Here is a 21,978-nt window from a genome sequence, read left to right as displayed (position 1 = left end):
GGCGTGTCGCCGAACCCCGCGGGGCACCGGACGTACTCTGCACGTGAGCCGATCTCGCTCACATCGCGGGGATCGTTCGTCAGGGCTCAGGACATAGGTCGGAACCGCTCCTCAGGAGAGAGGCTGGCTGCCGAATAGGACGTATCCGTCGATGTCGATTGGATCCCTATGGACCTGACCCAGCAGTGGCTTGCCCCGTCCGCCCGCGAAGTGGGTGTGACGCGAGCGCGCGTCGAGTACAGCCTTGATGGCGTGCAACTTGAACTTGATGCCGTCGATTGTGACGACGTGCCGTTCGAGCGAGGTGATCCTGTTCGGAGCTTCCCCAACTGGCGACTCAAGCGGCACTATGACGGGTACCACTGGATGGGGCTGCTAGGCAGGTCCATCGGTTTCGAGTCGCTGACCGAGCGGGGCTGCCTCATCGAACTGGACCGAACGCCCGGCGTCGTCGCTGTTGCGAGCCAGCCGATGTGGATTCGCTGGACCACACCTGACGGTTCGCGCGAGCACTACCCGGACTACTTCGTGCGTCTCGCCGACGGGCGGGCCGTGCTGATTGATGTCAAACCCGCGCACCGGATCGACGATGACGCCCGGGAACAGTTCGACATGACGGCCGTGTTTGCAGCGCAGCGCGGATGGCGCTACGTCATCTATGACGCGGAGTCGCAAGTCCGCGAGGCCAACTTGCGATTCCTTGCGCCATTCCGAGGCAGCGCAAGCACCGGATGGGTGCCGAAGCTCCCCAATGACGGGTTGCCGCTTGCCGAGGTGGCCGCGCTGTACGGCGTCGGAGCCGAAGGGTACGCGCATTGCTACGCGCACCTTTGGTCAGGTGTGCTCGAGTCAGATTTCGATCAACCGCTCAGCGTCAAGACGATCGTGCGGGAAAGGAGCGCGTGATGCGCGTAGCAGTTGGCGGGAAGCTGATGTGGCGTCAACGCCAGTACATGGTTCTACTCATCGGGAAGGACTCAGCGACGCTCCGAGACGACGACGGGGCCGAAGTCGAGATCGCCGTTGACGAACTTGGACGCGATGCGACACCTATGCCTTCGGACACTTCCGGTCTTCGGCACCTGTCGCCACAGGTGGAGGACATCGAGCCAGGCATGGATCCCTGGCTGCAGGCGTGCATCAGGATCGAAGGTTCCCGCGACGAGGTCGGTGTCGGAAAGGCGGTCGAAAGCGAGCGCGAGTGGTTGGAGCTTCGCCTCGGCACGCCCATCTCCACACGCGCCGTCGAGCGTCGGCTCAAAGCGTTCCGGGAGCAGGGGACGACCACCGCAGGTAAACGCTCACCGCGGAAGAGCAGGTGGGACCCGCGCCTCATCGAGGCTATGAACCACGTCTTGGCAGGGAAGAGCCGCACATCGACCGTGAGCCGGACGACGGCGATCGAGCAGATCACGCGACGCGTCGAAAGGCTCTACGGCGATTCGGTGAAGGTGCCTAGTCGATCGACGTTCTTCCGGCTTCTGGACGCGGAAGATCGAGGGCAGTTCACGTTCGGATCGGCAAAAACTCGCGAGTCAGTGGCGCTTCAACCCGACGGCACGTTCGGCACCCGCACGGCGCTGCGCCCGGGCGAACTTGTCGAGATGGACTCCACGCGCATCGATATCATGTTGCGCATCGATGAGGAGACGGTCGGGCGGCCCGAGCTCACGATTCTCATTGATGTGGCGACGCGTTCTATCCTCGCCGCGATGTTGCGGCCCGAGGGCACGAAGAGTGTTGATCTGGTAGCAGTTCTTGCGCGCGCACTGGTGCCGTACGGTCGGCGCATGGAAGGAGCGCGTGAGACTAGGCAACTGATCTCGAGTGCATGGGCTGACGACCAGCTGATCGATCAAGATCGGTTCGAGCGACAGCGTCGCGCCCAGCCGTACGTGTTCCCCGACACGATCACGACGGATCGCGGCCGCAACTACTTGTCTCGGCACTTTCGCGCTGCGTGCGAGACTCTGAAGATCTCGCTGATCACTTCGGCGCCGCACACCCCGACGGACAAGCCGCACGTCGAACGCGCATTTGGCTCGATCAACTCGATGTTGCTGCAGCACGCCAAAGGGTACGTTGGGCGCAGCGTCGAGCATCGGGGCCGGGACGTGGATGCTGACTCTGCCGAACTCTTGACGATCGCTCAGGCCCAGGAGTTGATCGAGGACTGGATTGCGGTGGAGTGGCAGAACCGTCCGCACGACGGCCTACGAGACCCGCTGCATCCTCGCATCAAGTTGTCGCCGAACGAGATGTGCCGAGCGTTCCGCGCATACGTGCTGGAGCTTCACGTGCCGCTGACGCGGGACGACTACATCGCACTGTTGCCCGTCCAGTATCGAGTGCTCAATCGCTACGGCGTGCGCATCGACCATCGCATCTACAATTCAGAACGACTCAAGGGTTTGTGGCGGCGCAAGTCTGACGACAAGGCGAGAAACGGACGATGGCCAATCCGCATGGACCCCTACAACCTGCATGTCGTATGGCTCGAATTGGATGGCGAGTTCATTCCGCTTCGATGGTCGAATCAAGTCCATGAGCTACCGATGCTCGGTGATGTATGGCGATATGCCCGTGCACAGCACAGCACGCGTGACGCAGCGATTGACGCCGAGAGGAGAGAGCTTGCGGACGCGATCAAGACGTTCGCCGCCCAAGGCAATCCGGTGCCTCGCAGTGCCAATCAGGCGAAAGTCGCGAGGCAACGCGCTCGGGCGAAAGCCGTGGCAGACGATCCGATGAACTTCACGAGCGTGAAGAGCGTTGAATCGGCGGAGTCCTCCGACCGAGTGCAGGCGGATGCGACTGAAGTCGAGGATCTCGAGGAATGGCCCAACACCGGCGGTTTCCCGTTCATCGGTGACTCACTGGAGGAGACACGGCGAAGGATCTCCGAATGACCGAGATCAGCACGAAAGAAGGTTGGCGGGAGCACGTCGATACGGTTTACGAGCGTCCGGCGCCAGTCACAGTGGACGAGCTTCGAGAGATGAGCTTTGGGGACCGTGCGTTGTACAACCAGGGCCGCGCCCAGTTCTCGCAGGCGGGCGCGTTCGTGCGAACCCCGCATTTCCAGGACTTCCAGGCTGCTGTACGCGACCGGGTCATGCTCAATGCCTACCGGCGGGTGGGGAAGCTGGGGCTGATCCTGTCGGGTGAGCCGGGGCAGGGCAAGAGCACGTCTCTCGTCGAGGTGGGCAAGGCTCATGAACGGCGTCGGCGAGAGACGAAGCATCCGTCCGCAGGTCGCGGCAAGATCCCTGTCGTGTACGTGGCAGTGCCGGCGCAATGCTCCGCGAAAGCCTTGATGCACGAGTTCGCTAGATTCCTTGGGCTACCGGTGCTCAACCGCATGACATATGGGGATCTGCTCGACATGGTCGCGAATGCATTGCGGCGGTGCTCCACTGAGCTGGTCTTGATAGATGACGTGCATCACCTGGACTTGAAGTACCGGCAGAACATTGAAGCGTCGGACATGCTCAAACAGCTCTCGGAACGATGCGGTGGCACGTTTGTGTATGCCGGAATCGCCGTAGAGACTACGGGCCTCTTGGACGGTGAGCGTGGCGGTCAGATCGGGAAGCGCTTCGAAATCCACGTCGCGGTCCCCTTCCCCTTGAACAACATCGAGGAGAAAGCCCGTTGGGGAGATCTGCTGCTCGCGTTGGAGAACTCGCTCTGTCTTGCCGAACAGCCCGCGGGGTCCATTCTTCCTGCTGCGGCCACACTCCACGCGTTGACCGGTGGGGAGATTGGTCTGCTCAAGGACCTCCTCCAATTCGCGGCGCTCAGGGCCATGGAGGATGGAACGGAGAAGCTCGATCTCACCTCGTTCGAACGCGGCCTCCGGCGACGCCAAGAACTAGCCAAAGTACTGGATCCCAAACCGCGACGACCGCGCGCTCGCGCGAAAACGACATGACCACGCTCTCGTCACTCCCGGTCCGTGTCAGTCTCTATTCCGGTGAGACGCCGGCCAGCTACTGGTCTCGACTCTGCGTGGCTAACGCGATCACCGAGAAGGATCTCTGGCTCTCATTGCGCAAGCGAGACCACGCGCTTCCCATCCGAGTGACTCCGCGAAGTGCACTTGCGCAGATAGAGGTTCTCGGTGGTCTTACGACTGGGGCCCTGCTCCGCGATACCGGTGGCCTTAAGTGCGGCCATGGCGGTGCGACTCGGCAGGTAGAGTGCCCAACCTGTAGGTTGATCCCTCCTGCTGTCGTATTGTGCACGCGTTGCGCTGCCGGCCACCGAATCGTCGTGTCGCGGATGCACGGGCCCGTCTGCCTGCGCCATCGGCGCTGGTGCGGTAGCCCTGACGACAAAGACACCATCGCGCGACCAGACCATTTGGCTGCGCAACGAGTTCTCAACGGTCCGCTCGCCCTACGCGGCGTGCACTATCGATCCCCGGAGGTGGGTGCGGCGGCGGAACTGCTCACCCTGCACAGTCCAGGCGACGATGTTGAGTACGTTCGGGAGGAAGAGGTTCGTTCTTTCTCTCAGCGCGTCAATCTAACGGTTCTGCTGACGGATTCCCGTCTCGTCGACATCTTGATGGTTCCGACAGTCGGCGGATATGCACTGGCAATGATCTTGGACCGGATCGTGACCGCGCACGCAATGGGGCGTCGAACCGCTGAGAGTGTGCTCGACGGGTTGCAGGTCCACGGGCGCGAACTCCGGATCGGGACGTGCGTAGTGCCCTCGCAGGGCGGCCGGGTACTCACACCATCCGCCCAGCGGATGCTCGGTCGAGCCAAGACAATCCGGGCGCACCTGCTTCACCATCGCGTGGAGACAGTCGCGAGATAGCGATGCGAAGCCTTCCGTGCCGTGTAGACCCAATCCCTGGTGAGACGCCGGCGGGCTTTCTCAACCGGCTCGCGGAATCCAATGCGCTGGAGATCGACACCTTCACGCGCCATGTCTGGCGCGAACTCAATGTAAGGATGATGGCTACTGCGGATCGTCGCTTCATAGCGGCCGTCGAATTTCTCGGTGGTCTGCGGTCTGGGTTCTTTGACCGCGAACGAGCGAAGTTTCGCCTCTATCGCAGATGTCACCATACGGGGTGGGCCCTGCGGCGTTGCGCCACTTGTGATGTCGTTGACCGTGCGCGCACTGCATGCCTGGTGTGCAGCGAGGGCAACCCCACTGAGGTGTTCAGCAGAGGAGGGCGATTTTGCGTCCGTCACCGTCGGTGGCATTACGGCAGTGAAGATGAAGTCGTGGCCGATTCCGACGGCTGCCTTCGCGCCGAGCAAGCGCTCTCGGGACTGCTCTGGAGTCGCGGGGTGACGTTGCACACCGGTGAGTTCGACCTCGCCACGCGGCTCATCCTTGATAGCTGGCAGGAGCAACCAGCTGCAGACCAGCACGTTGCCCGGCGCACATACGGCCCCATCGTGGAGCTTCTCGTGACGCTCACCTATCCGGACGTCGCCCTCACTATGGCAGCGCTTGCCGAAAGCCACCGTCGCCAGGTTGAGGGGCTGATCGGACTCGTCGTCGGTGCCGGGAACGGGAGCAGGACGCCAGAACTGGAAGACACAGCAAACCGTGTGATCAGGGTGCATCGCGCCGCGATGTATGAAGCGCTTCGGATGCCCAGTTCGAACGGGGCGACGATCACGACAGCACCTTTCGAGAAGGGGATTGCGGAAGCGTCGTACCGCGCCAAAGCAGTGTTACTCCGACACATCACGCGATCTGGGCGGCGAGATGAGTTCGGAGAGCGGGTGGTGAGCGCGGCACCCGCTTCCCGTGTCGTCTCTCGCCGTCTCGTTCCGGGCTGGGCTGACGACGCTCCATGGAACGCAGCGTCCGGCGGTGGTGTGTCAACGGCTACGCAGATCGGGCGGGGCGCCAGGGATCACGTCCACCAAGCCGACGCCGAGCACTTGGGTGAGTGCCAGGAGCGTGCGCAACGTGGGGTTAGCAGGATGCCCGGGGCGTGACTCGCCCTTCTCATACTTCTGATAGGTGTACCGAGTCAGGCCGGCACGATAGGCCACGTCTTCTTGACTAAGGCCAGCGCGATGGCGAGCGGTGCGCAGTGAAGTCGCGAAGCGCTGAGCAAAGGAGGCCCATTCGGCCTCGAGGTCATCGTCTCGCTGGCGCACCTAACAAGCGTCGAGACGTTCGTGTCAGCGTATGGCCTAATCCGTATGGCATATTTCGAAAGGCCATACGAGACGGAGGTCCAGGCGTAAGCCGAGTCTTTGATCACGCCCGGGTATTCGGCGAGCACTCAATCACCGCTCCCTCCTTCGTCAGCCTCGAACGCGCGCCAGAAGCTGCGTTCGAGATCGCTCATCGGTTCAGTGGGAAGGTCGGCGGCTTCCTCGCGCAGCCGTGCGAGCTCGGCTTCGATCAGGTCTCGATTCTGATCTCGCCACTCCCGAACGCTGGGGTCACGGAGCAGGCCTGTCTCGGCACTCCCTGCGTACTCGAGGAGCAACTCACAGTCGATGGCAGACGCCATGACTCGAGCGTTCACGGCGTTGTTGGGGCTGAGCTCGGAGAGATGGGTGGCGGCATCTGACTCCGACATCTCTATTCGATACCGCTGGATGTCGCCGTACTCGCTTGGCTGAGTGCTAACGTGCGTCACCGTGATCGTGCGACCGTTGATTGTGAGCTCGTTCATCTGCCCTCCTTGAGTCGAACAGGGCAGACTATCAGTGCTCATCCCCAGTCTGAGAGGGAAGACAGCCCGGTCGAATGACGTCGTCGTGACCGGGAATGAACGTAATCGCTCCGAGTCTCGACCAGTAGCTCACGAGCCAGCGCTGGAGCAGTTCGCGCTGCTCGAGTCGCTGAACGAGCGAGCGCCCGGGGTCGTCGATGATGCGTTCCCAATCAGGGCTGGAGTAGATCTCATCGAAGAGCTCGGCGGGGGAGGGTCCGGTGCCGTGGCGATCCCACCACGAAAGTGTCAGCTGGCCTGCGAGCTCGGCGGTTGAGCTGCCTTGGGGCTCTTCGATCGTGCCGATCAACGCACTGAGGTACGGATCGTCCACCGCCAAGGCGAACGGTTCATGCTCGATCGCCATCACTTCCATAGAGTGAAGGATGCCATACGGATTAGGCATGACGCCTCAGGTGAAGGCCATTGGTCGGAGGCTCCGTATTCGAGAGCAGGGTCTGTATCGGCGAACGGGCGAAGCCGATCGAGAACTTCGCCTTCAATCACGTCGGACAAGGCGCCGGATAGGAATGAAGCCAGGCCGATACCTACCGACTCGACCGGTCCCCACCCGATAAGGTCGGACTAGACCCAACGTCGCTGGGCGAGCTCCGGAGAGGCAGACATGACTGAGGCATGGCTTTCGGTCGAGGACATCGCCCAGCATCTCGGCGTGTCGAAGGACACCGTCTACACCTGGGTCGCGAACAAGGGGATGCCCGCCCACAAGGTTGGCCGTCTCTGGAAGTTCCAGCCGAGCGAAATTGATGACTGGGTCCGCAGTGGTGGCGCGGCAACACAGGAGAACGAAGGCTGATGTCACGACTCACAGATCTTCTGCGGCAGCTCCGCCGCGCCGACGCGCAACTTGCTGCTGACCTCGAGAAGGAGATCGCCGCACTGACCAAGCGACGCAGCTTCGGTCTCGTCTTCGAGCGACACCAGCCGGAGGCGGTCGACCTTCCCGGCCAGCCCGTTCGACGCGCCTCGAAAGTGCGCGTGCTGCCGCAGCGTGGAGACACGACCAAAGGCGATAAGCGCCTGTGGCGAGTCGAGTCGCTAGACGTCGAGGACGGCGTGCGCGTCGCGCGCCTGCTCGAGGCAAACAGCGATACTCCGGAGAGTGCGACCGCTGCCGTCGATGATCTCGTCGTCGTCGCGGAATTCGAAGACAGAATCTATCCCGGCCTGGTCGAGACCGGTCGCGTTGAGAACGGCGGCGACAAGCCGTTCCACACCGTGATCAACGCGGAGAACTTCCACGCGCTCGAGATGCTGACGTACACGCACCGGGGCAAGATCGACGCGATCTACATCGACCCGCCGTACAACACGGGTGCGCGCGACTGGAAGTACAACAACGACTACGTCGAGGGCGACGACGACTACCGCCACTCGAAGTGGCTTGCCTTCATGGAAAGGCGTCTACTTGTCGCGCGAGAGCTTCTGAACCCGGATGATTCGGTACTCATCGTAACCATCGATGAGAAGGAGTATCTCAGATTGGGCCTGCTGCTCGAGCAGACATTTCCCAGCGCACGAATCCAGATGGTCGCGGCGCAGATCGCACCCCAAGGGAATCCGCGCAATCAACAGTTCTATCGGACGGATGAGTACGTCTTCTTCCTCGGGTTTGGAGCTGCTAGCCCGGCACCGATGGCACTAGCCGACGAATGGCGAAGTGGAACCGGCGAGGCTCCCACCAAGAACATTAACTGGGCGTCGCTGTTGCGCACTGGAAGTGAACGTCGACGCGAAGATCGGCCTTCCATGTTCTATCCGATCTTCGTCGAGAACACCGACCGGGGCGCCAGAGTCCACAGCTTTGGTGCCCCGTACTACGGGGACAAATTCACAGATGTGGTGCCTCCAGCGGGTACGGCCGCTGTTTGGCCGATCGGCCGTGACGGAGAGATCAGGCGTTGGCAGGTCTCAGCCGAGAGCGCGGAAAAGCTGAGGACAGATGGCTTCCTCAAAGCCGGTCGCTGGAACGCTGAGCGCACGGCCGTTCAATACCTGGCGCGTTCAAATCAGCAGGGGATTCTGAGTGGCGCAATCGCCACCAACGGGAAGAGCTGGGATGGCTCCTACCTCGTCTCTGATGACCACACGCCGACTTTCGTGCCCGGGACTCTCTGGAAGGTCCCTTCACACGACGCAACTCGGTACGGCACACAGCTGATACCGAAGTTGCTACCGACACGGAAATTTCCGTTCCCGAAATCCCTTTACGCGGTCGAGGACGCTCTCCGCTTTTACCTGAAAGGTCGTAGGGATGCAGTCGTCCTCGACTTCTTCTCGGGCTCGGGGACGACGGCGCACGCAGTGATGCGACTAAATCGGCAGGACAACGGCCGAAGGCAGTGCATCTCGATCACCAACAACGAGGTGGGCGCAGATGAGCAGAACAGGCTGCGCAGCGCAGGACTCCGCCCTGGCGACCTTGAGTGGGAGCGTTGGGGCATCTGTGACTACATCACCAAGCCGCGCATCCGCGCGGCGATCACAGGCAGGACGCCGGAGGGTGACCCTGTCAAGGGAGATTACACGTTCACCGATGAGTTCCCCATGGCCGATGGTTTCGAAGAGAACGCCGCGTTCTTCACGTTGACGTACGAGACGCCGCTCTCGATCCGGCACAACCGTGCGTTCGAACGAATCGCACCGATGCTGTGGCTCAGGGCAGGCTCGATCGGCAGGATCATCAACGATCTCGGCGACCGAGGGTGGGACGTATCTGACGTTTACGCCGTCCTCGAGAACATCGACTCCTCCGATGCCTTCATCGAGGCCGTGCGCGGCACGGATTCGGTGCGAACAGTGTTCGTCGTGACGGACAACGACGCAGCATTCCAGATGGTATGCCGCGAGTTGCCGAGCGAGCTCCATGTTGTCCAGCTCTACGAGTCCTACTTGCAGAACTTCGAACTCAACCAGGGCCGGGGGTTCTGATGCGCTACACCCTCAAGGACTACCAGGCTGATGCCGTCGGGGCCGTGCTGCGCAACCTCGAGCAGGCCAAGGACATGTACCACCGGTACGGTTCACGGTCGCAGTTCTCGCTCTCCGCGGTCACTGGCGCGGGCAAGACGGTCATGGCGGCCGCTGTCATCGAGGCGCTCATCTTCGGTTCAGACGAGTTCGACTTCCCTGCAGATCCCGGAGCCGTCGTGCTGTGGTTCTCGGACGACCCATCGTTGAACGAGCAGTCGCTTGCCCGCATCCAAGCCGCAGCGAGCGAACTCGATTGGCGGTTGAAGCTCATCGGCAACAAGTTCCAAGAGCCTGCCTTCCGACCAGGGAATGTCTACTTCCTCAACACGCAGAAGCTGAGCAAGAGCTCGAACCTCGTGAAGGGCGCTGGGTCACGTCTTAACCCCAGCAGCATGCTTTCCAGCATGGAGCCGTCGCCTGACGAGATGCAGTCGAACATCTACGACACGATCATCAACACGATCGAGAACAAGGACCTGACGCTGTACCTCGTGCTCGATGAGGCGCACCGTGGCATGAAGCCGCAGCGCGATCGGGCAACGATTGTGCAAAGACTCATCAACGGCCAGGGCCTCGTGCCGGCCATTCCGGTGGTGTTCGGGATCTCTGCGACGGTCGAGCGGTTCGAGACCGCGATGAAGTCGGTCACGGGCCGCACCGCCTTGCCCAGCGTGCAGGTCGATAGCGCGCTGGTGCAGGCATCCGGACTTCTCAAGGACGACATCGTGCTGTCGATTCCTGCTGAGGCCGGCGCGTTCGATACGGCCCTTCTGCGGCGGGCAGTTGAGAAGACCAAAGCGGCAACCGTCGAATGGAACGCCTACACGCGTGAACAAGGCGAAGCCGACCCGGTCGTTCCGTTGCTCGTCGTTCAGATGGCCGACAAGCCGAGCGACGAAGTGCTCGTTCGCACCCTGGATACGATCTTCGAAGCATGGCCTGAGCTCGGCGGCGAAGGCATCGCCAACGTCTTCGGGGAGCATCAGGACCTGCAGATCAGCGGCTACGCCGTTCCGTACATCGAGCCCCAGCGGGTGCAGGACTCAACGCACGTGCGCGTGCTGCTCGCAAAGTCCGCGATCTCCACAGGATGGGACTGCCCGCGTGCTGAAGTGCTCGTCTCATTCAGGCCTGGAACTGACCCGACCCACATCACGCAGCTGCTCGGGCGAATGATCCGCACACCTCTTGCGCGGCGCATCCCCGGCAACGAACTGCTGAACTCGGTCGACTGCATGCTGCCGTACTTCGACCGCGAGACAGCAAAGCGTGTCGCCGAAATGCTGATGCAAGGCGCCACATCCAAGGATGACGAGGGCGAGAGCGGAGGTGGCGAAGGCCGGCGCGTGCTCTTCGATCCGGTTCCACTGCTTCCAAACGCAGCACTCCCGTCGGAGGTGTGGGAGAAGTTCGAGTCGCTGCCTACTGTGACGATCCCCAAGCAGCGCTCGAAGCCGATCAAGCGGTTCACGGCGCTGGCGGCAGCGCTGACGAAGGACAAGATCGTCGACCAGGCTGTGAAGCGTGCGAACGATGATATCTGCCGCGTCGTAGAGTCGCGTGCGACACAGTACAAGGAGCAGGTCGACGCGGCCCGTCAGGACGTGCTGACGCTGTCAGGAGAGGAGCTTCGCACGCGCCTCGGCGGCGGCCAGTTCGTCAGCTCGTCATTCGAACTCACAGCCGACACCCGCGCAATCATCGAAGCGTACAAGCTGGCCAGCCGGCACTTGAGCCCTGCGCTGTGCTCTGCCTACGTGGACTACATCGTTCCGGATGACGCCATCGAAGACGACCTTCTCGAGGCGTACATCGAGGTGGCTGCGATCGGTCTGGTTCCTGAAGTCGTCCAGAGCGTCGAGGCTGAGGCGGATCGGCTCGCGCAGAAGTGGCTGACCGACACCCGCGTTGATCGGAAGAACCTCTCGGACGAGCAACAGGCGGAGTACGACCGCCTCGAGGGGATGTCAACCGAGCCGGAGCGTGTGAGCCTGGTCAGTCCGAAGACCAGTCAGGCCGAGACAAAGCTGCGCGAGGCTGACGGGACTGAGACGCTGCTTCCGGTGGATACCGCTCACCTGATGGTTGCCGAAGATGGCACCTTCCCTCTCGACCTCAACAAGTGGGAGACCGATGTCCTGAACGCCGAGTCCAAACGTAACGGCTTCGTTGCGTGGTGGCGTAACCCCGACCGGGCGGTGAAGGAGTCGCTGGCGATCGCCTACACGGACGCATCCCAGAAGTGGAAGGCCTTGCGCCCTGACTTCGTGTTCTTCGCTCAAGGGCAGAACGGTATCGTCGTAGACCTCGTCGACCCGCACGGGCACCACCTGGCCGACGCGATGCCGAAGCTTCGCGGGCTCGCTCGGTTCACTGAGTCCTTCGGAGCTGAGTTCCGTCGCATCGAATCGGTCGCCGAGACGAATGGGACGTACCGGGTGCTCGATCTCAAGCGTAACCAGGTACGTGAAGCGATCAAGACGGCGCATGACGCGAGGGCGCTGTACGAGTCCGATCTCGCGAGCGACTACCTGTAAGCGTCATCATGGCGACCCCGCTCAGCGCGCACCAGGCGAAGTTCTATGCACACCAGCTCGAGCGCTCCTACGCGTCCGATCACGTCGGCAAGCTTGCCGGCCTGCTCTTCGATGCACAGGTCGAGCCGAAACCGCACCAGATCGACGCCGCGCTGTTCGCGCTCCAAGCTTCGACGTCGAGGGGCGTAGTCCTCGCGGACGAGGTCGGTCTCGGCAAGACCATCGAGGCCGGGATCGTTCTGTGCCAGTACTGGGCAGAGCGGAAGCGCCGGATCTTGATCATCGCGCCGTCATCTCTGCGTCAGCAGTGGCAACAGGAGCTCGACGAGAAGTTCGCGATTCCATCCAGGCTGCTCGATGCGAAGACGAAGGATGGGCTCCTCGCACCGCGCCCGGGCCTCTCGGCGCAGGTTCTCATCTGCTCCTACGAGTTCGCCCAGCGCAACACCGAGGATCTGTATCGGCACTGGGATCTCATCGTCGCTGACGAGGCACATCGCCTGCGCTCCTACTGGAAGGGCAACGCGAAGATCGCTGAGGCCGTTGCCACCGTCATGAGTTCGGCGACCAAGTCTCTGTTGCTCACCGCAACGCCACTGCAGAACCGCCTCGAGGAGCTGTTCGGCCTCGTGTCGGTGTTCGAACCAGACTTCTTCCACTCGATCGAAGGGTTCAAGGAGCGGTACGTCGACCGCCCTGACGACTACGGCAACGACGACCTGGCAATGCGTATGTCGCACATCGCGAAACGCACCCTGCGGCGCGACGCGCAGAAGTACATCCGATTCACCGAGCGCATGCCGATGACGTTCGGCTTCATGCCGTCGCCCGATGAACAGGCGTTGTACAGCATGGTGAACGCGTACCTCCAGCGACCGGAGTTGTACGCCTTCGCGAGTTCGCAACGCCATCTGTCAGCTCTCATCCTTCGCAAGAGGCTCGGTTCATCGACGTATGCGGTCGCCTCAACGCTCGAGAGAATCGCGTACCGGCTCGAGGCAGAACTGCGCTCAGGGTACCGTCGTGACAACAGCGGCACCCTCATCGATGAGGACATGACTGATGAGGAGATCGAGGCAACCGACGCCTTGCCGATCGGCGTCCCCGACTCGATTGCAGTCGAGGAGCGACGTCAGGAAGCGCTGGCTGAGGTCCAGGAACTCCGCGACTATGCAGAACTGGCGCGGTCGATCACGGTCAATCAGAAGGCCGTCAAGCTCCTCGACGCGCTCGACCAAGGATTCGCGAAGCTCGCAGAGATTGGGGCGCCGCAGAAGGCCATCATCTTCACGGACTCGACAAAGACGCAGGAGTATCTCGCCACCGCACTTCGCGAGGCTGGCCGCGGCGATGGACTCATTCTGTTCAACGGCAGCAACAATTCGGCGGAATCGACGCAGATCTACCGAGACTGGCTGAAGAAGAACCAGGGGTCAGACCTTGTGACGGGCATCCCGTCTGCCGATCGCCGGAAGTCTCTGGTCGACGAGTTCCGCGAACGTGGCACCATCATGATCGCGACCGAGGCCGCAGCTGAGGGCATCAACCTTCAGTTCTGTTCAATGCTGGTGAACTACGACCTGCCGTGGAACCCGCAACGCGTGGAACAGCGCATCGGCCGGGTGCACCGCTACGGGCAAGAGCACAACGTTATCGTGGTCAACTTCTCCAACCAAGGCAACCTTGCCGAGGAACGCATCCTCGAGCTGCTCACCGAAAAGTTCAACCTCTTCACGTCCGTGTTCGGCGCGTCTGACGAGGTTCTCGGAACCATTGAGGACGGACTCGACTTCGAGAAGTCAATCGCCGGTATCCTCGAGCGGTGTAAGACCGCAACCGAGATCAACGCTGCATTCGACGAGCTCGAAAGTCAGTACGCAGCTGAGATCAACGACGAGATGCAGAGGGCGCGAGCGCGCGTCTTCGACAACCTCGACCCCAACGTCCAAGACAAGCTCAAGAACTACGACACTCAGACAGATGTCATTCTCAACGCCTTCGAACGGCTCTTGATCAAGGTTACCCGGCATGAACTCGACACATTCGCCGAGTTCGACGACGACGGACGCACGTTCACGCTGCTGCACGCTCCGGACTCCGGCATCCAGACGGGGCGCTACTTCTTCAAGTCCGCCCCGGTCCCGGGCGCCCACCAGTATCGCTACAACAGCGAACTCGGTCAGTTCGTGATCAGGGCGGCGCTCGGTGAGCACACGCCGGTGCGTGAGTTGAAGTTCTCCATCGACGGCTCAGAGCGCGCGACGGCAGATGCACGTGCTCTCTCAGGCAGCAGCGGCATCCTGACCGTCGACCTCCTCACCTTCGAGATTCGCGCGGGCAACGACACCATCGTCGAGTCCTATCTGCTCGCAGCAGGGCTGATGGATGATGGTACAGCGCTCGATGCAGAGCAAATCGAGCATCTCCTCGATCTCGCGTGCGTCGAGAACAACGAGGCAACGATGCCCGATACAGCGGTGCTGAAGTCCGCGCTTGATGAGCAAGCGGCGGCGTTTGCAGGTGAAGTACAGACCCGAACCGCGCGCTTCAGCATTGAGCAGGGCGACCTCGTCGAGTCTCGGCTCAAGGACCACAAGGCCAAGTACGACGCCGAAGCCCGCAAGCTCGAACGCGCGCGAGAAGAGCTCAACGCGCGCGAACGCCGGGTAGATGACCTCACGGAGCGACTCAAGTTGCGGAAGGAAGCGCAGCGGCTCTCGCGCCGAGCCGATGATCTCTATAGCGACTATCGCGAGGAGAGGGACCGTCTGCGCGACAAGGCCGACGAGTACCTCGGCATGCTCGAGGATGCCCTCGGAGGCACGGAGCGCCGCGAACATGTCTTCACGATTCGGTGGGCCGTTGTCGGCTGACAATTGTGCTGGCAAGAACGCCGAGAGTGGATTCGTGCGTTGAGAGGAGACACTACGACGATGAGCGACGACGCGTCGACCACCCGACACCCCGGGGCTTCCGCTGTCATACTTCCTAGAATCCTGACTCCAGGTCAGGACATCGTCGTTCAGCTGGAGGGGTGGGCTGAGTTTGCGGGTTATGACGTCGATGTTCACATCGGGCTGACATCGCCAGCGGGATACCTGTCGTTTCGCCCGCTACGTACCCAGCTCGACGCTTCAGGTGCCGGATCAGTACGTATACCGCGAGGGATCGACGTCGAAAGGCTCTGGGGCCTTCATGTGGATCGTCTCACGTGTGCGGGGCGGGACTTGATCCCTGCTAGTAACCCCGCCTCGCTCGTCAATTGGGACGGTCCGGCGCTGACGGAGGAAGAGACTCAGCTGATATATGACGGACTCAGAGCTGAGTGCGATGCGCTCTTCGCCTCGCCGATTGGGGACTCCAGTGATCCAGCGAACCGGCTGCATCGCGTGGTGTCGATATTGACCGGAGTCCTAACGACCCAACATTGCGTCTACCCGGGGCTCATCACCCTCCCACTTGATGAGCGTCCGGTCGATAGTGAGCATCTCGACCTCGTGAACAGGTTTCTGGGGTCGCTCAAGCTGCCAGTCGTGGTGGATCCGGAGAAGTGGTCGTCATCGAAGTCGGATCGCCATCCAAGTACGGCGGTATTGCTCCCTCAAGTGTGGGCGCCCGATTTCGAGAGCGCGCACCGGCTGGCAGTCGAGCGGATTGAAAGACTTCAGTTGGTGCTGTCGGTCAATCGACTCGCGAAGGCTATGCCGATTGCGCTGATCGTCGAGCAACGGCAGATTGACGGCGCCAGCCGATCACGCGTCTACCCGCTCGGTACGCACTACGGCGGAAACTTGATGGGCGGCGTCATCGCTGGCGAGTCGCCCGAACTGCTCACGGCGGAGTTCGAGGGATTGGAGAGCGATCCAGTCGCCCGGCTTGGGGCTAGCCTCTTCGCTGAGGCGCTTGCCGAAACCGACGAGGACTTCCGTTTCTTCAAACACTGGTCGGCGCTTGAGGTGCTGTCAGAGCGCTACGGTGACGGTGGGGATATCACGCTCACCTCTGGCGAGCCATGGCCCGAAACAGTGGGACCGTTGGATCCCGGACCCAAGGTGTACTCGATGGTGGTCAAGGTGCTGTCCGCCATCAATGTGGCAGAGCGTGATTTCAGTACTCCGGCCGCTGACCTCTATGAACTTATACAAGTACTCAAGGCGAGACGGAACGCGACGGCGCACTATGGACGGTTCGATCCGGTCAATCCCGTTCAGCAGGGGCGGCGTTGGTACGCGGAAGCATTGAAGTCGTCAGGGTCGGAACAGGAATGGCTGCACGCTGCGCGGAACCTCAACGTGACGGTGCTCCATTTTGTCCTCGGGCGCGGCTCGTCGGGGTCGTGACATCGATGGCGACGTGACGGCACAACGAGGGGTCTGCGACTGTGCTGCCGGTCGCCTCAGAGACCGCTCCTCCCTCATCATGCACCACCGTTGCCACGCTCACCGTGCCCGGTGGCTGTCTCCTCTGATCTGACCGCTTGCGACTGGGATCGACGTGAACCGCCATCCGCTCCGCCACGCCGCCGGGATAGTGGCGTCCCGCATGCCACTTTCGATTTTCATAATTTTCGCTGCTACGATTCATGCATGGCTGGGACAATGGGAGCGCGGATTCGTGCTGCGCGGGAAGCGTCGGGAATGCTCGCGGCGGACCTTGCGGAGCGCGTCGGGTTGTCGGCGTCGGCGTATTCGTTGATCGAGAACGACAAGCGCAACGTCAAAGCGAACGAAGCGACCCGCATTGCGCGAGCGCTCGGGATTTCGGTGTTGTCGCTCCTTGAAGACGGCGCATCGACGTCTCTTGCGGCGGCCGCACGCTCGGTCACGACGATGCACGCGGCTGACAGTGCCCTGTTGGCGCGGGTCAATCAGATTCAGGACTTACGCCTGGCGCTTCCGGCGGACACACGGTACCGGCACGCCGTGTGGGAGGACGTCCCTCTGGTCGATGCACGCAATGAAGTGGCCGCAGCGCGTGTGCTTGCGGACTGGGTGCGATCGCGCATCGATGACCATGAGACGGGAGCCGGCCGATTCGTGGGGCTCGCGGAGGAGTTGGGTGTGCACTTCGGGATCGACACGATCGTGGAGTCGTTTCCGGGAGACGTTATCGGGGCGGCGCTGCTGAACCGGTCGTATCCGACGATCGTGGTCAATGCGACTCAACAGCGGCAACGGTCATTGTTCACGTTGGCACACGAACTCGGCCACCTTCTCGCGGGTGAGGACGGCGGAATCACCGTCGACGGGAGGGTGTCCTCGTCCAGCCCGGAGGAGCGGCGCGCGAACATGTTCGCTGCGGAGTTCCTCCTGCACCGCGACGATGTCGCTCGGATCGTTCAGGAATCGGAGAAGCGGATTGCGCCTGCGTTGGCGCGAATGATGGACGAGCTGGATGGGTCGTACAGGTCCTGCGTGTACCGGTTGCACAACCTCGGATACATCAACGCGGCCGGGCGAGACGCGCTGATCGACTTACGGCGCATGCGGTTCGTTGAGTCGTTGGAGGACGAGGGGCTCAAGGTGGTCCTGCAGTCTCGCAGCGATGAACTTTCGGAGCGGTGCGTGCTGCCCACGCAACTGTTGGGCACGTTGAAGCGGGCGTATCGGGACGGTCTGGTGAGTGCGGCGCCCATCGCGGGGCTGGTTGGTATGTCCGTCGATGACGTGATCATGATGCTCACCCAGACGGATCCGGTGCCGGACGTGCCGATCGAGTTCGGCGAGTTCGATCCCGTCGACGTGGAGGACGACGCGTTCTCCACGGGTTTCCCTGGCTGACTCGGCGCCTGCGATGTCGCTGATCCTGTTTGACACGGTCACGCTTGAGCATTTCGCTGCGACCGGACGGTTGGACGTGCTGGAGAAGACGTACGCGGACTTTGACGAGCCTCGGTGGGTGGAACAGGTACGCGAAGAAGTGTTAGTCGGTGCCGGGATGTCGAAAAGCCAGGCGTGGTGTCAGCCGGTGCTGGATCTGGAGTGGTTGGGCGACCCGGTCGAGGGTCCGCTGAAGGAAACCTTGCAACTGAAGATCCTCCTAGGTGGCACGGACGAGGATGATGAGCACCTCGGCGAAGCGGAGTCGATCGCGGTGGCAGCGCAGATCGGGGCCGTGTTCGTCACCGACGACACTGCCGCGTTCGACTTCGCCCGGCGTCAGGGGAGGCTCGGCCCTGCGAACGTGAAAGACGCCTGCTCGGTGCTGTGGGAGGCCTGCTCCGCCGGGCACGTCACGGACGACGAGATCACGCAGTTCCACCTGGACGTGTTCGACGCGCAGCGCACCATGCGTTGCCGGTGCTCACGGTGGCCTGGGGCGGACACGCTCGACGACCGCATTCGCCGTCTCAGACGCGGACAGTCATTCTGACCCACGCCGCCCTGGCTGACACAGCTCGCCATGCGGGACCGGCACCCTGTCGATGTCTCGGGAACTGCCAGGATGCCCTGTCGCCGACATCGTCCACGGTCGGAATCGATGAGAGCGATGTGCGCGGCCACGGCGGCTCGCCGACTGAGGGATCTTGGGGTGCTTGGTGACATCGTGGGAGCCGGCGGCGCCCTCCGCGGACCATCTTCTCGACGGTGTGCTCGCGTTGCACTAAGCGAACCGGTCCACGCTGGGTCCCTGAAGCGCCCTGAGTTTGTTGGAGGCTCCTGACCTTGGAAACGAGGATGGGGTTATGCCGAAAGAGCAGACATCAGGGAAGCCGACGACGCGTCGGTATTCGCCCGAGGAGAAAACCGCAGCGGTCCGTATGGTGCGGACCCTCCGGGCGGAACTCGGGACCGAGCATGGGACGGTGCATCGGGTCGCTGCGCAGCTCGGCTATGGCGTCGAGTCCGTCAGGATGTGGGTCAAGCAGGCCGACATCGACGACGGTCACGTCGCCGGGGTGAGCACCGCGGAAGCGCGTCGAGTGCGGGAGCTTGAGCAGGAGGTCCGGGAGTTGCGGCGGGCGAACGAGATCTTGAAGCGGGCCGCGTCTTTCTTCGGGGCGGAGCTCGACCGCCAACACCGGAAGTAGTCGCGTTCATCGACGCGAACAAGGACGACATCGTCGAGGGTCGCCCGCTCGGGGTCGAGCCCATCTGCAGCCTGTTGCAGGTGGCTCCGAGCACCTACTACGCCGCGAAAAGCCGCGCCCCGTCTAGGCGCGCGGTCAGCGACGCGGCCCTCATCCCGGAGCTGGTGACGCTCTGGAACGCGAACTACTGCGTCTACGGCGTCCGCAAGCTCTGGAAGACCGCCCGCCGTGCCGGGATCGACATCGGCCGGGACCAGACCGGTCGGCTCATGCGAGCCGCCGGCATCGAGGGCGCGACGCGTGCGAAGCGGGTCAAGACGACCAGGCCAGATCCAGCCGCGGCGCGGCATCCGGACCTGGTGAAGCGGGAGTTCACCGCGACCGCCCCGAACCGGCTCTGGGTCACCGATCTGACCTTCGTGCCGACCTGGGCCGGCGTCGCTTATGTCTGCTTCATCATCGACGTGTTCAGCCGGATGATCGTCGGGTGGCGGTGCGCGTCACATATGCGCACCGAGATGGTCCTCGACGCGATCGAGATGGCCCGCTGGGGCCGCGGCACCCGCCACGAGAACCTCCGCTGCCACAGCGACGCCGGCAGCCAAGGCGGATTCAACTGGTCGTCGCAACACCGCCTGTTTGCAGCAAGTGTAGGTGCTCGTCGAGTGCCTCAGCGGGGGTGCGCCAGCCGAGCCGCTTTCGGGGTCGCGTGTTGAGGGCGTGGGCGACGGCGGCGAGGTCGTCCGGGGTCCAGCGTGAGAGGTCGGTGCCCTTCGGGAAGTACTGCCGGAGTAGCCCGTTCGTGTTTTCGTTTGTGCCGCGCTGCCAGGGACTGTGGGGGTCGGCGAAGTAGACCGTCAGGCCGGTGTCGATCGCGAACTGAGCATGCGCGGACATCTCCTTCCCGCGGTCCCAGGTCAGGGAGCGCTTGAGCTCCGCGGGTATCGTGTTCATCGCTACTGCCAGCGCCCTGTTCATCGACAGCGCCCCGTAGCCGGACAGCGCCGGCCCGTTCTTGACGATCGGCTGTTCCCGCCATCCGTCCTCGCGGGGCAGGTGAACAAGCGTGGTGAACCCCGTCGTGCGTTCGACCACGGTGCCGATCGCGGACCGGTTGATGCCGATGATGAGGTCGCCCTCGTGGTGACCAGGGATCGCGCGATCCTCCGCCTCCGGGGGCCGCTCACTGATCAGGACGTCCGCGGTGACGTGAGCCCATGGAACCCGTTTGGACCTGGCTCGCGGCATGCGCAGCGCTCGCCCGGTGCGCAGACACAGGATGAGCTCCCGTTTCAGAGCGCCACGGCTCTCGATGAACAGCGCCTGGTAAATGGCCTCGTGGCTGATGCGCATGCTGTCATCATCGGGGAAGTCGAGCTTGATCCGATTCGCGATCTGCTCCGGACTCCACCCCGACACCCACCGGCGATCCTTCCGGTGAGGCTTGTTCCTCCCGATCCACTGCGGCGACACCGGCCCCCCGACAACGCTCCCGTCCGGTCGTCGGATCTGACCGGAAAGCCGCTCCTGAACATACGCACGCAGCTGAGGGTTCGCGGCGAGCTTGGCGACTTTCGGTCTTCGGGCGAACAGCTCGGCCTTCCACTGCGCGACCGAGGCGCGGTAGTCCAGCTTCCCGCCCCGCGTCGCGGCGTTGCGGCGCAGCTCCCTGGAGATGGTCGACGGGTTGCGTCCCAGTGCTCTGGCGATCGCGCGGACCCCGGCGCCTGTTGCCTTCAGGATCGCGATCTCTTCGCGTTCAGCCAACGACAGATACCGGCCCGACGGCGCCGGCCATGAATACGGTGACATACCGCCTGATTGTCGGAACCACCGCGACCCGACGACCGGCGCCACGCCGATCGCGACACCCGCCTCCGTTGGGAGCAGGCCGGTGCTGATCTGCGCCCAGAACTCACGCTCCCGCGCACGCGGATGCCCCGGGTGCCCAGGAGAGCGCATCGGCGCTCTTCCGGTCACTTCTCTCATCCATTCCGATGGTCGTCCCACAACACCCTCCGATCAGGTGTTGCTTCCACCGGTTGAGCCCAGTCAATTCACGTCGATCCGCTACGGCGAACGCCTCGCCGAGATCGGCGCGACGCCCTCGATCGGGACCGTCGGCGACAGCTACGACAACGCCCTGGCCGAGACCGTGAATGGCTACTACAAGACAGAACTCGTCCGCGGCCCTGCCCGTCCGGGCCCGTGGAAGACGGTCGAGGACCTCGAGCTCGCGACCCTCGGATGGGTGCATTGGCACAACACCCAGCGCCTCCACGGCTACCTCGGCGACATCCCACCCGCCGAGTTCGAGCAGAAGTTCTATGCTGACCAAACCGACCGCACTCAACTGGTCGGAATCAAATAGCGCGAGTCTCCATCAGACCCAGGGCGTTTCAGTACGCCGCTGAGACGCCGGAGCCGATACCGAATGCAGCGAATGCAGCGACGCCGAGGGCGCCGAGTCCGAAAGCGCCACGTCGAGTCACACTCAGCTTCCAGAATGAGTCGCGTTCGGCGGGCGTGGGTGCACACCCGCATTCTTCAGCCGCCTCCGTAGCAGCCGCGGAGACGCGTCGTTCGTTCACTGTGCCCTCTCCTCGAGTTCGGCTTCGTGGATTCTGCTGCCATGGGCGCGCCGATTGGCCATGCTCGCGTTGCCCGCTGTCTGGTCTATCGTCCGTTCGTGGGGGCCGAAGTCGCGCCGA

General features: G+C 62.7%; 15 protein-coding genes, 2 pseudogenes and 1 other annotated feature. Of the genes and pseudogenes, 12 read left to right on the top strand and 5 right to left on the bottom strand.

Annotation, left to right across the window (positions count from 1 at the left end):
• Positions 1-168 precede the first annotated feature (168 nt).
• From AB0310_RS11270 to AB0310_RS11260, 3 genes are read left to right on the top strand one after another with little or no spacing between them, the layout of a single operon-like run.
• Positions 169-906 carry a TnsA-like heteromeric transposase endonuclease subunit gene (locus AB0310_RS11270; RefSeq protein WP_268777603.1) on the top strand — a complete coding sequence of 246 codons (738 nt, stop codon included), beginning with the start codon at positions 169-171 and terminating at the stop codon, positions 904-906.
• The gene (locus tag AB0310_RS11265; RefSeq protein WP_268777602.1) at positions 906-2,909 is read left to right on the top strand and encodes a TnsB C-terminal domain-containing protein; all 2,004 of its coding nucleotides are present in this window, start codon (positions 906-908) and stop codon (positions 2,907-2,909) included. The genes AB0310_RS11270 and AB0310_RS11265 overlap by 1 nt, the downstream gene beginning before the upstream one ends.
• Positions 2,906-3,934, top strand: coding sequence for an AAA family ATPase (locus AB0310_RS11260; protein WP_268777601.1), 1,029 nt, complete (start codon positions 2,906-2,908; stop codon positions 3,932-3,934). Before AB0310_RS11265 ends, AB0310_RS11260 begins: the two co-directional genes overlap by 4 nt.
• A gap of 865 nt (positions 3,935-4,799) precedes the next feature.
• On the opposite strand, the gene AB0310_RS11255 is transcribed toward AB0310_RS11260, so the two are convergent.
• The 4 genes from AB0310_RS11255 to AB0310_RS11240 form a co-directional block, all read right to left on the bottom strand.
• Entirely contained in the window at positions 4,800-5,594 is a 795-nt protein-coding gene (locus tag AB0310_RS11255) for a hypothetical protein (RefSeq protein ID WP_336643191.1), read from the bottom strand.
• A 261-nt stretch (positions 5,595-5,855) separates the two neighbouring features.
• A complete protein-coding gene (locus AB0310_RS11250) occupies positions 5,856-6,140 on the bottom strand; it encodes a helix-turn-helix domain-containing protein (RefSeq protein ID WP_336643192.1) in 285 nt (94 codons plus the stop codon).
• A 128-nt stretch (positions 6,141-6,268) separates the two neighbouring features.
• Entirely contained in the window at positions 6,269-6,667 is a 399-nt protein-coding gene (locus tag AB0310_RS11245) for a hypothetical protein (protein WP_336643193.1), read from the bottom strand.
• Positions 6,668-6,698: 31 nt separating this feature from the next.
• The gene (locus tag AB0310_RS11240; protein ID WP_336643194.1) at positions 6,699-7,082 is read right to left on the bottom strand and encodes a hypothetical protein; all 384 of its coding nucleotides are present in this window, start codon (positions 7,080-7,082) and stop codon (positions 6,699-6,701) included.
• Positions 7,083-7,331: 249 nt separating this feature from the next.
• On the opposite strand from AB0310_RS11240, the gene AB0310_RS11235 reads away from it, so the two are divergent.
• The 8 genes and pseudogenes from AB0310_RS11235 to AB0310_RS11200 form a co-directional block, all read left to right on the top strand.
• Positions 7,332-7,523 (top strand): helix-turn-helix domain-containing protein, encoded by a 192-nt coding sequence (locus tag AB0310_RS11235; RefSeq protein ID WP_336643195.1) that lies wholly within the window; start codon positions 7,332-7,334, stop codon positions 7,521-7,523.
• Positions 7,523-9,658, top strand: coding sequence for a site-specific DNA-methyltransferase (locus AB0310_RS11230; protein ID WP_336643196.1), 2,136 nt, complete (start codon positions 7,523-7,525; stop codon positions 9,656-9,658). Before AB0310_RS11235 ends, AB0310_RS11230 begins: the two co-directional genes overlap by 1 nt.
• Positions 9,658-12,237, top strand: coding sequence for a DEAD/DEAH box helicase (locus tag AB0310_RS11225; RefSeq protein WP_336643197.1), 2,580 nt, complete (start codon positions 9,658-9,660; stop codon positions 12,235-12,237). The genes AB0310_RS11230 and AB0310_RS11225 overlap by 1 nt, the downstream gene beginning before the upstream one ends.
• Before the next feature lie 8 nt (positions 12,238-12,245).
• Positions 12,246-15,110, top strand: coding sequence for an SNF2-related protein (locus AB0310_RS11220; RefSeq protein WP_336643198.1), 2,865 nt, complete (start codon positions 12,246-12,248; stop codon positions 15,108-15,110).
• Between the two features lie 60 nt (positions 15,111-15,170).
• Positions 15,171-16,577, top strand: a complete 1,407-nt coding sequence (locus AB0310_RS11215; protein WP_336643199.1) for a hypothetical protein — start codon at positions 15,171-15,173, stop codon at positions 16,575-16,577.
• A gap of 246 nt (positions 16,578-16,823) precedes the next feature.
• The gene (locus AB0310_RS11210) at positions 16,824-18,017 is read left to right on the top strand and encodes an ImmA/IrrE family metallo-endopeptidase (RefSeq protein WP_336643200.1); all 1,194 of its coding nucleotides are present in this window, start codon (positions 16,824-16,826) and stop codon (positions 18,015-18,017) included.
• Positions 18,018-18,030: 13 nt separating this feature from the next.
• Complete coding sequence (locus tag AB0310_RS11205; protein ID WP_336643201.1) at positions 18,031-18,609, top strand: PIN domain-containing protein; 579 nt, start codon at positions 18,031-18,033, stop codon at positions 18,607-18,609.
• A gap of 313 nt (positions 18,610-18,922) precedes the next feature.
• Positions 18,923-19,872, top strand: a pseudogene (locus AB0310_RS11200) (IS3 family transposase); the annotation flags it as partial.
• Positions 19,222-19,356: a sequence feature (AL1L pseudoknot), on the top strand. Its footprint overlaps the pseudogene before it by 135 nt.
• 7 nt (positions 19,873-19,879) lie before the next feature.
• Here the strand turns inward: AB0310_RS11200 and AB0310_RS11195 are convergent.
• The gene (locus tag AB0310_RS11195) at positions 19,880-21,256 is read right to left on the bottom strand and encodes an IS30 family transposase (protein ID WP_442927844.1); all 1,377 of its coding nucleotides are present in this window, start codon (positions 21,254-21,256) and stop codon (positions 19,880-19,882) included.
• 61 nt (positions 21,257-21,317) lie between these two features.
• Here AB0310_RS11195 and AB0310_RS11190 point away from each other — a divergent pair.
• Positions 21,318-21,638, top strand: a pseudogene (locus tag AB0310_RS11190) (integrase core domain-containing protein); the annotation flags it as partial.
• Positions 21,639-21,978: the final 340 nt, after the last annotated feature.

The sequence above is a fragment of the Microbacterium meiriae genome, assembly GCF_040702565.1.
In the GTDB taxonomy this organism is placed as follows: Bacteria; Actinomycetota; Actinomycetes; order Actinomycetales; family Microbacteriaceae; genus Microbacterium; species Microbacterium meiriae.
This window is presented reverse-complemented; position numbering and strand designations above follow the sequence as displayed.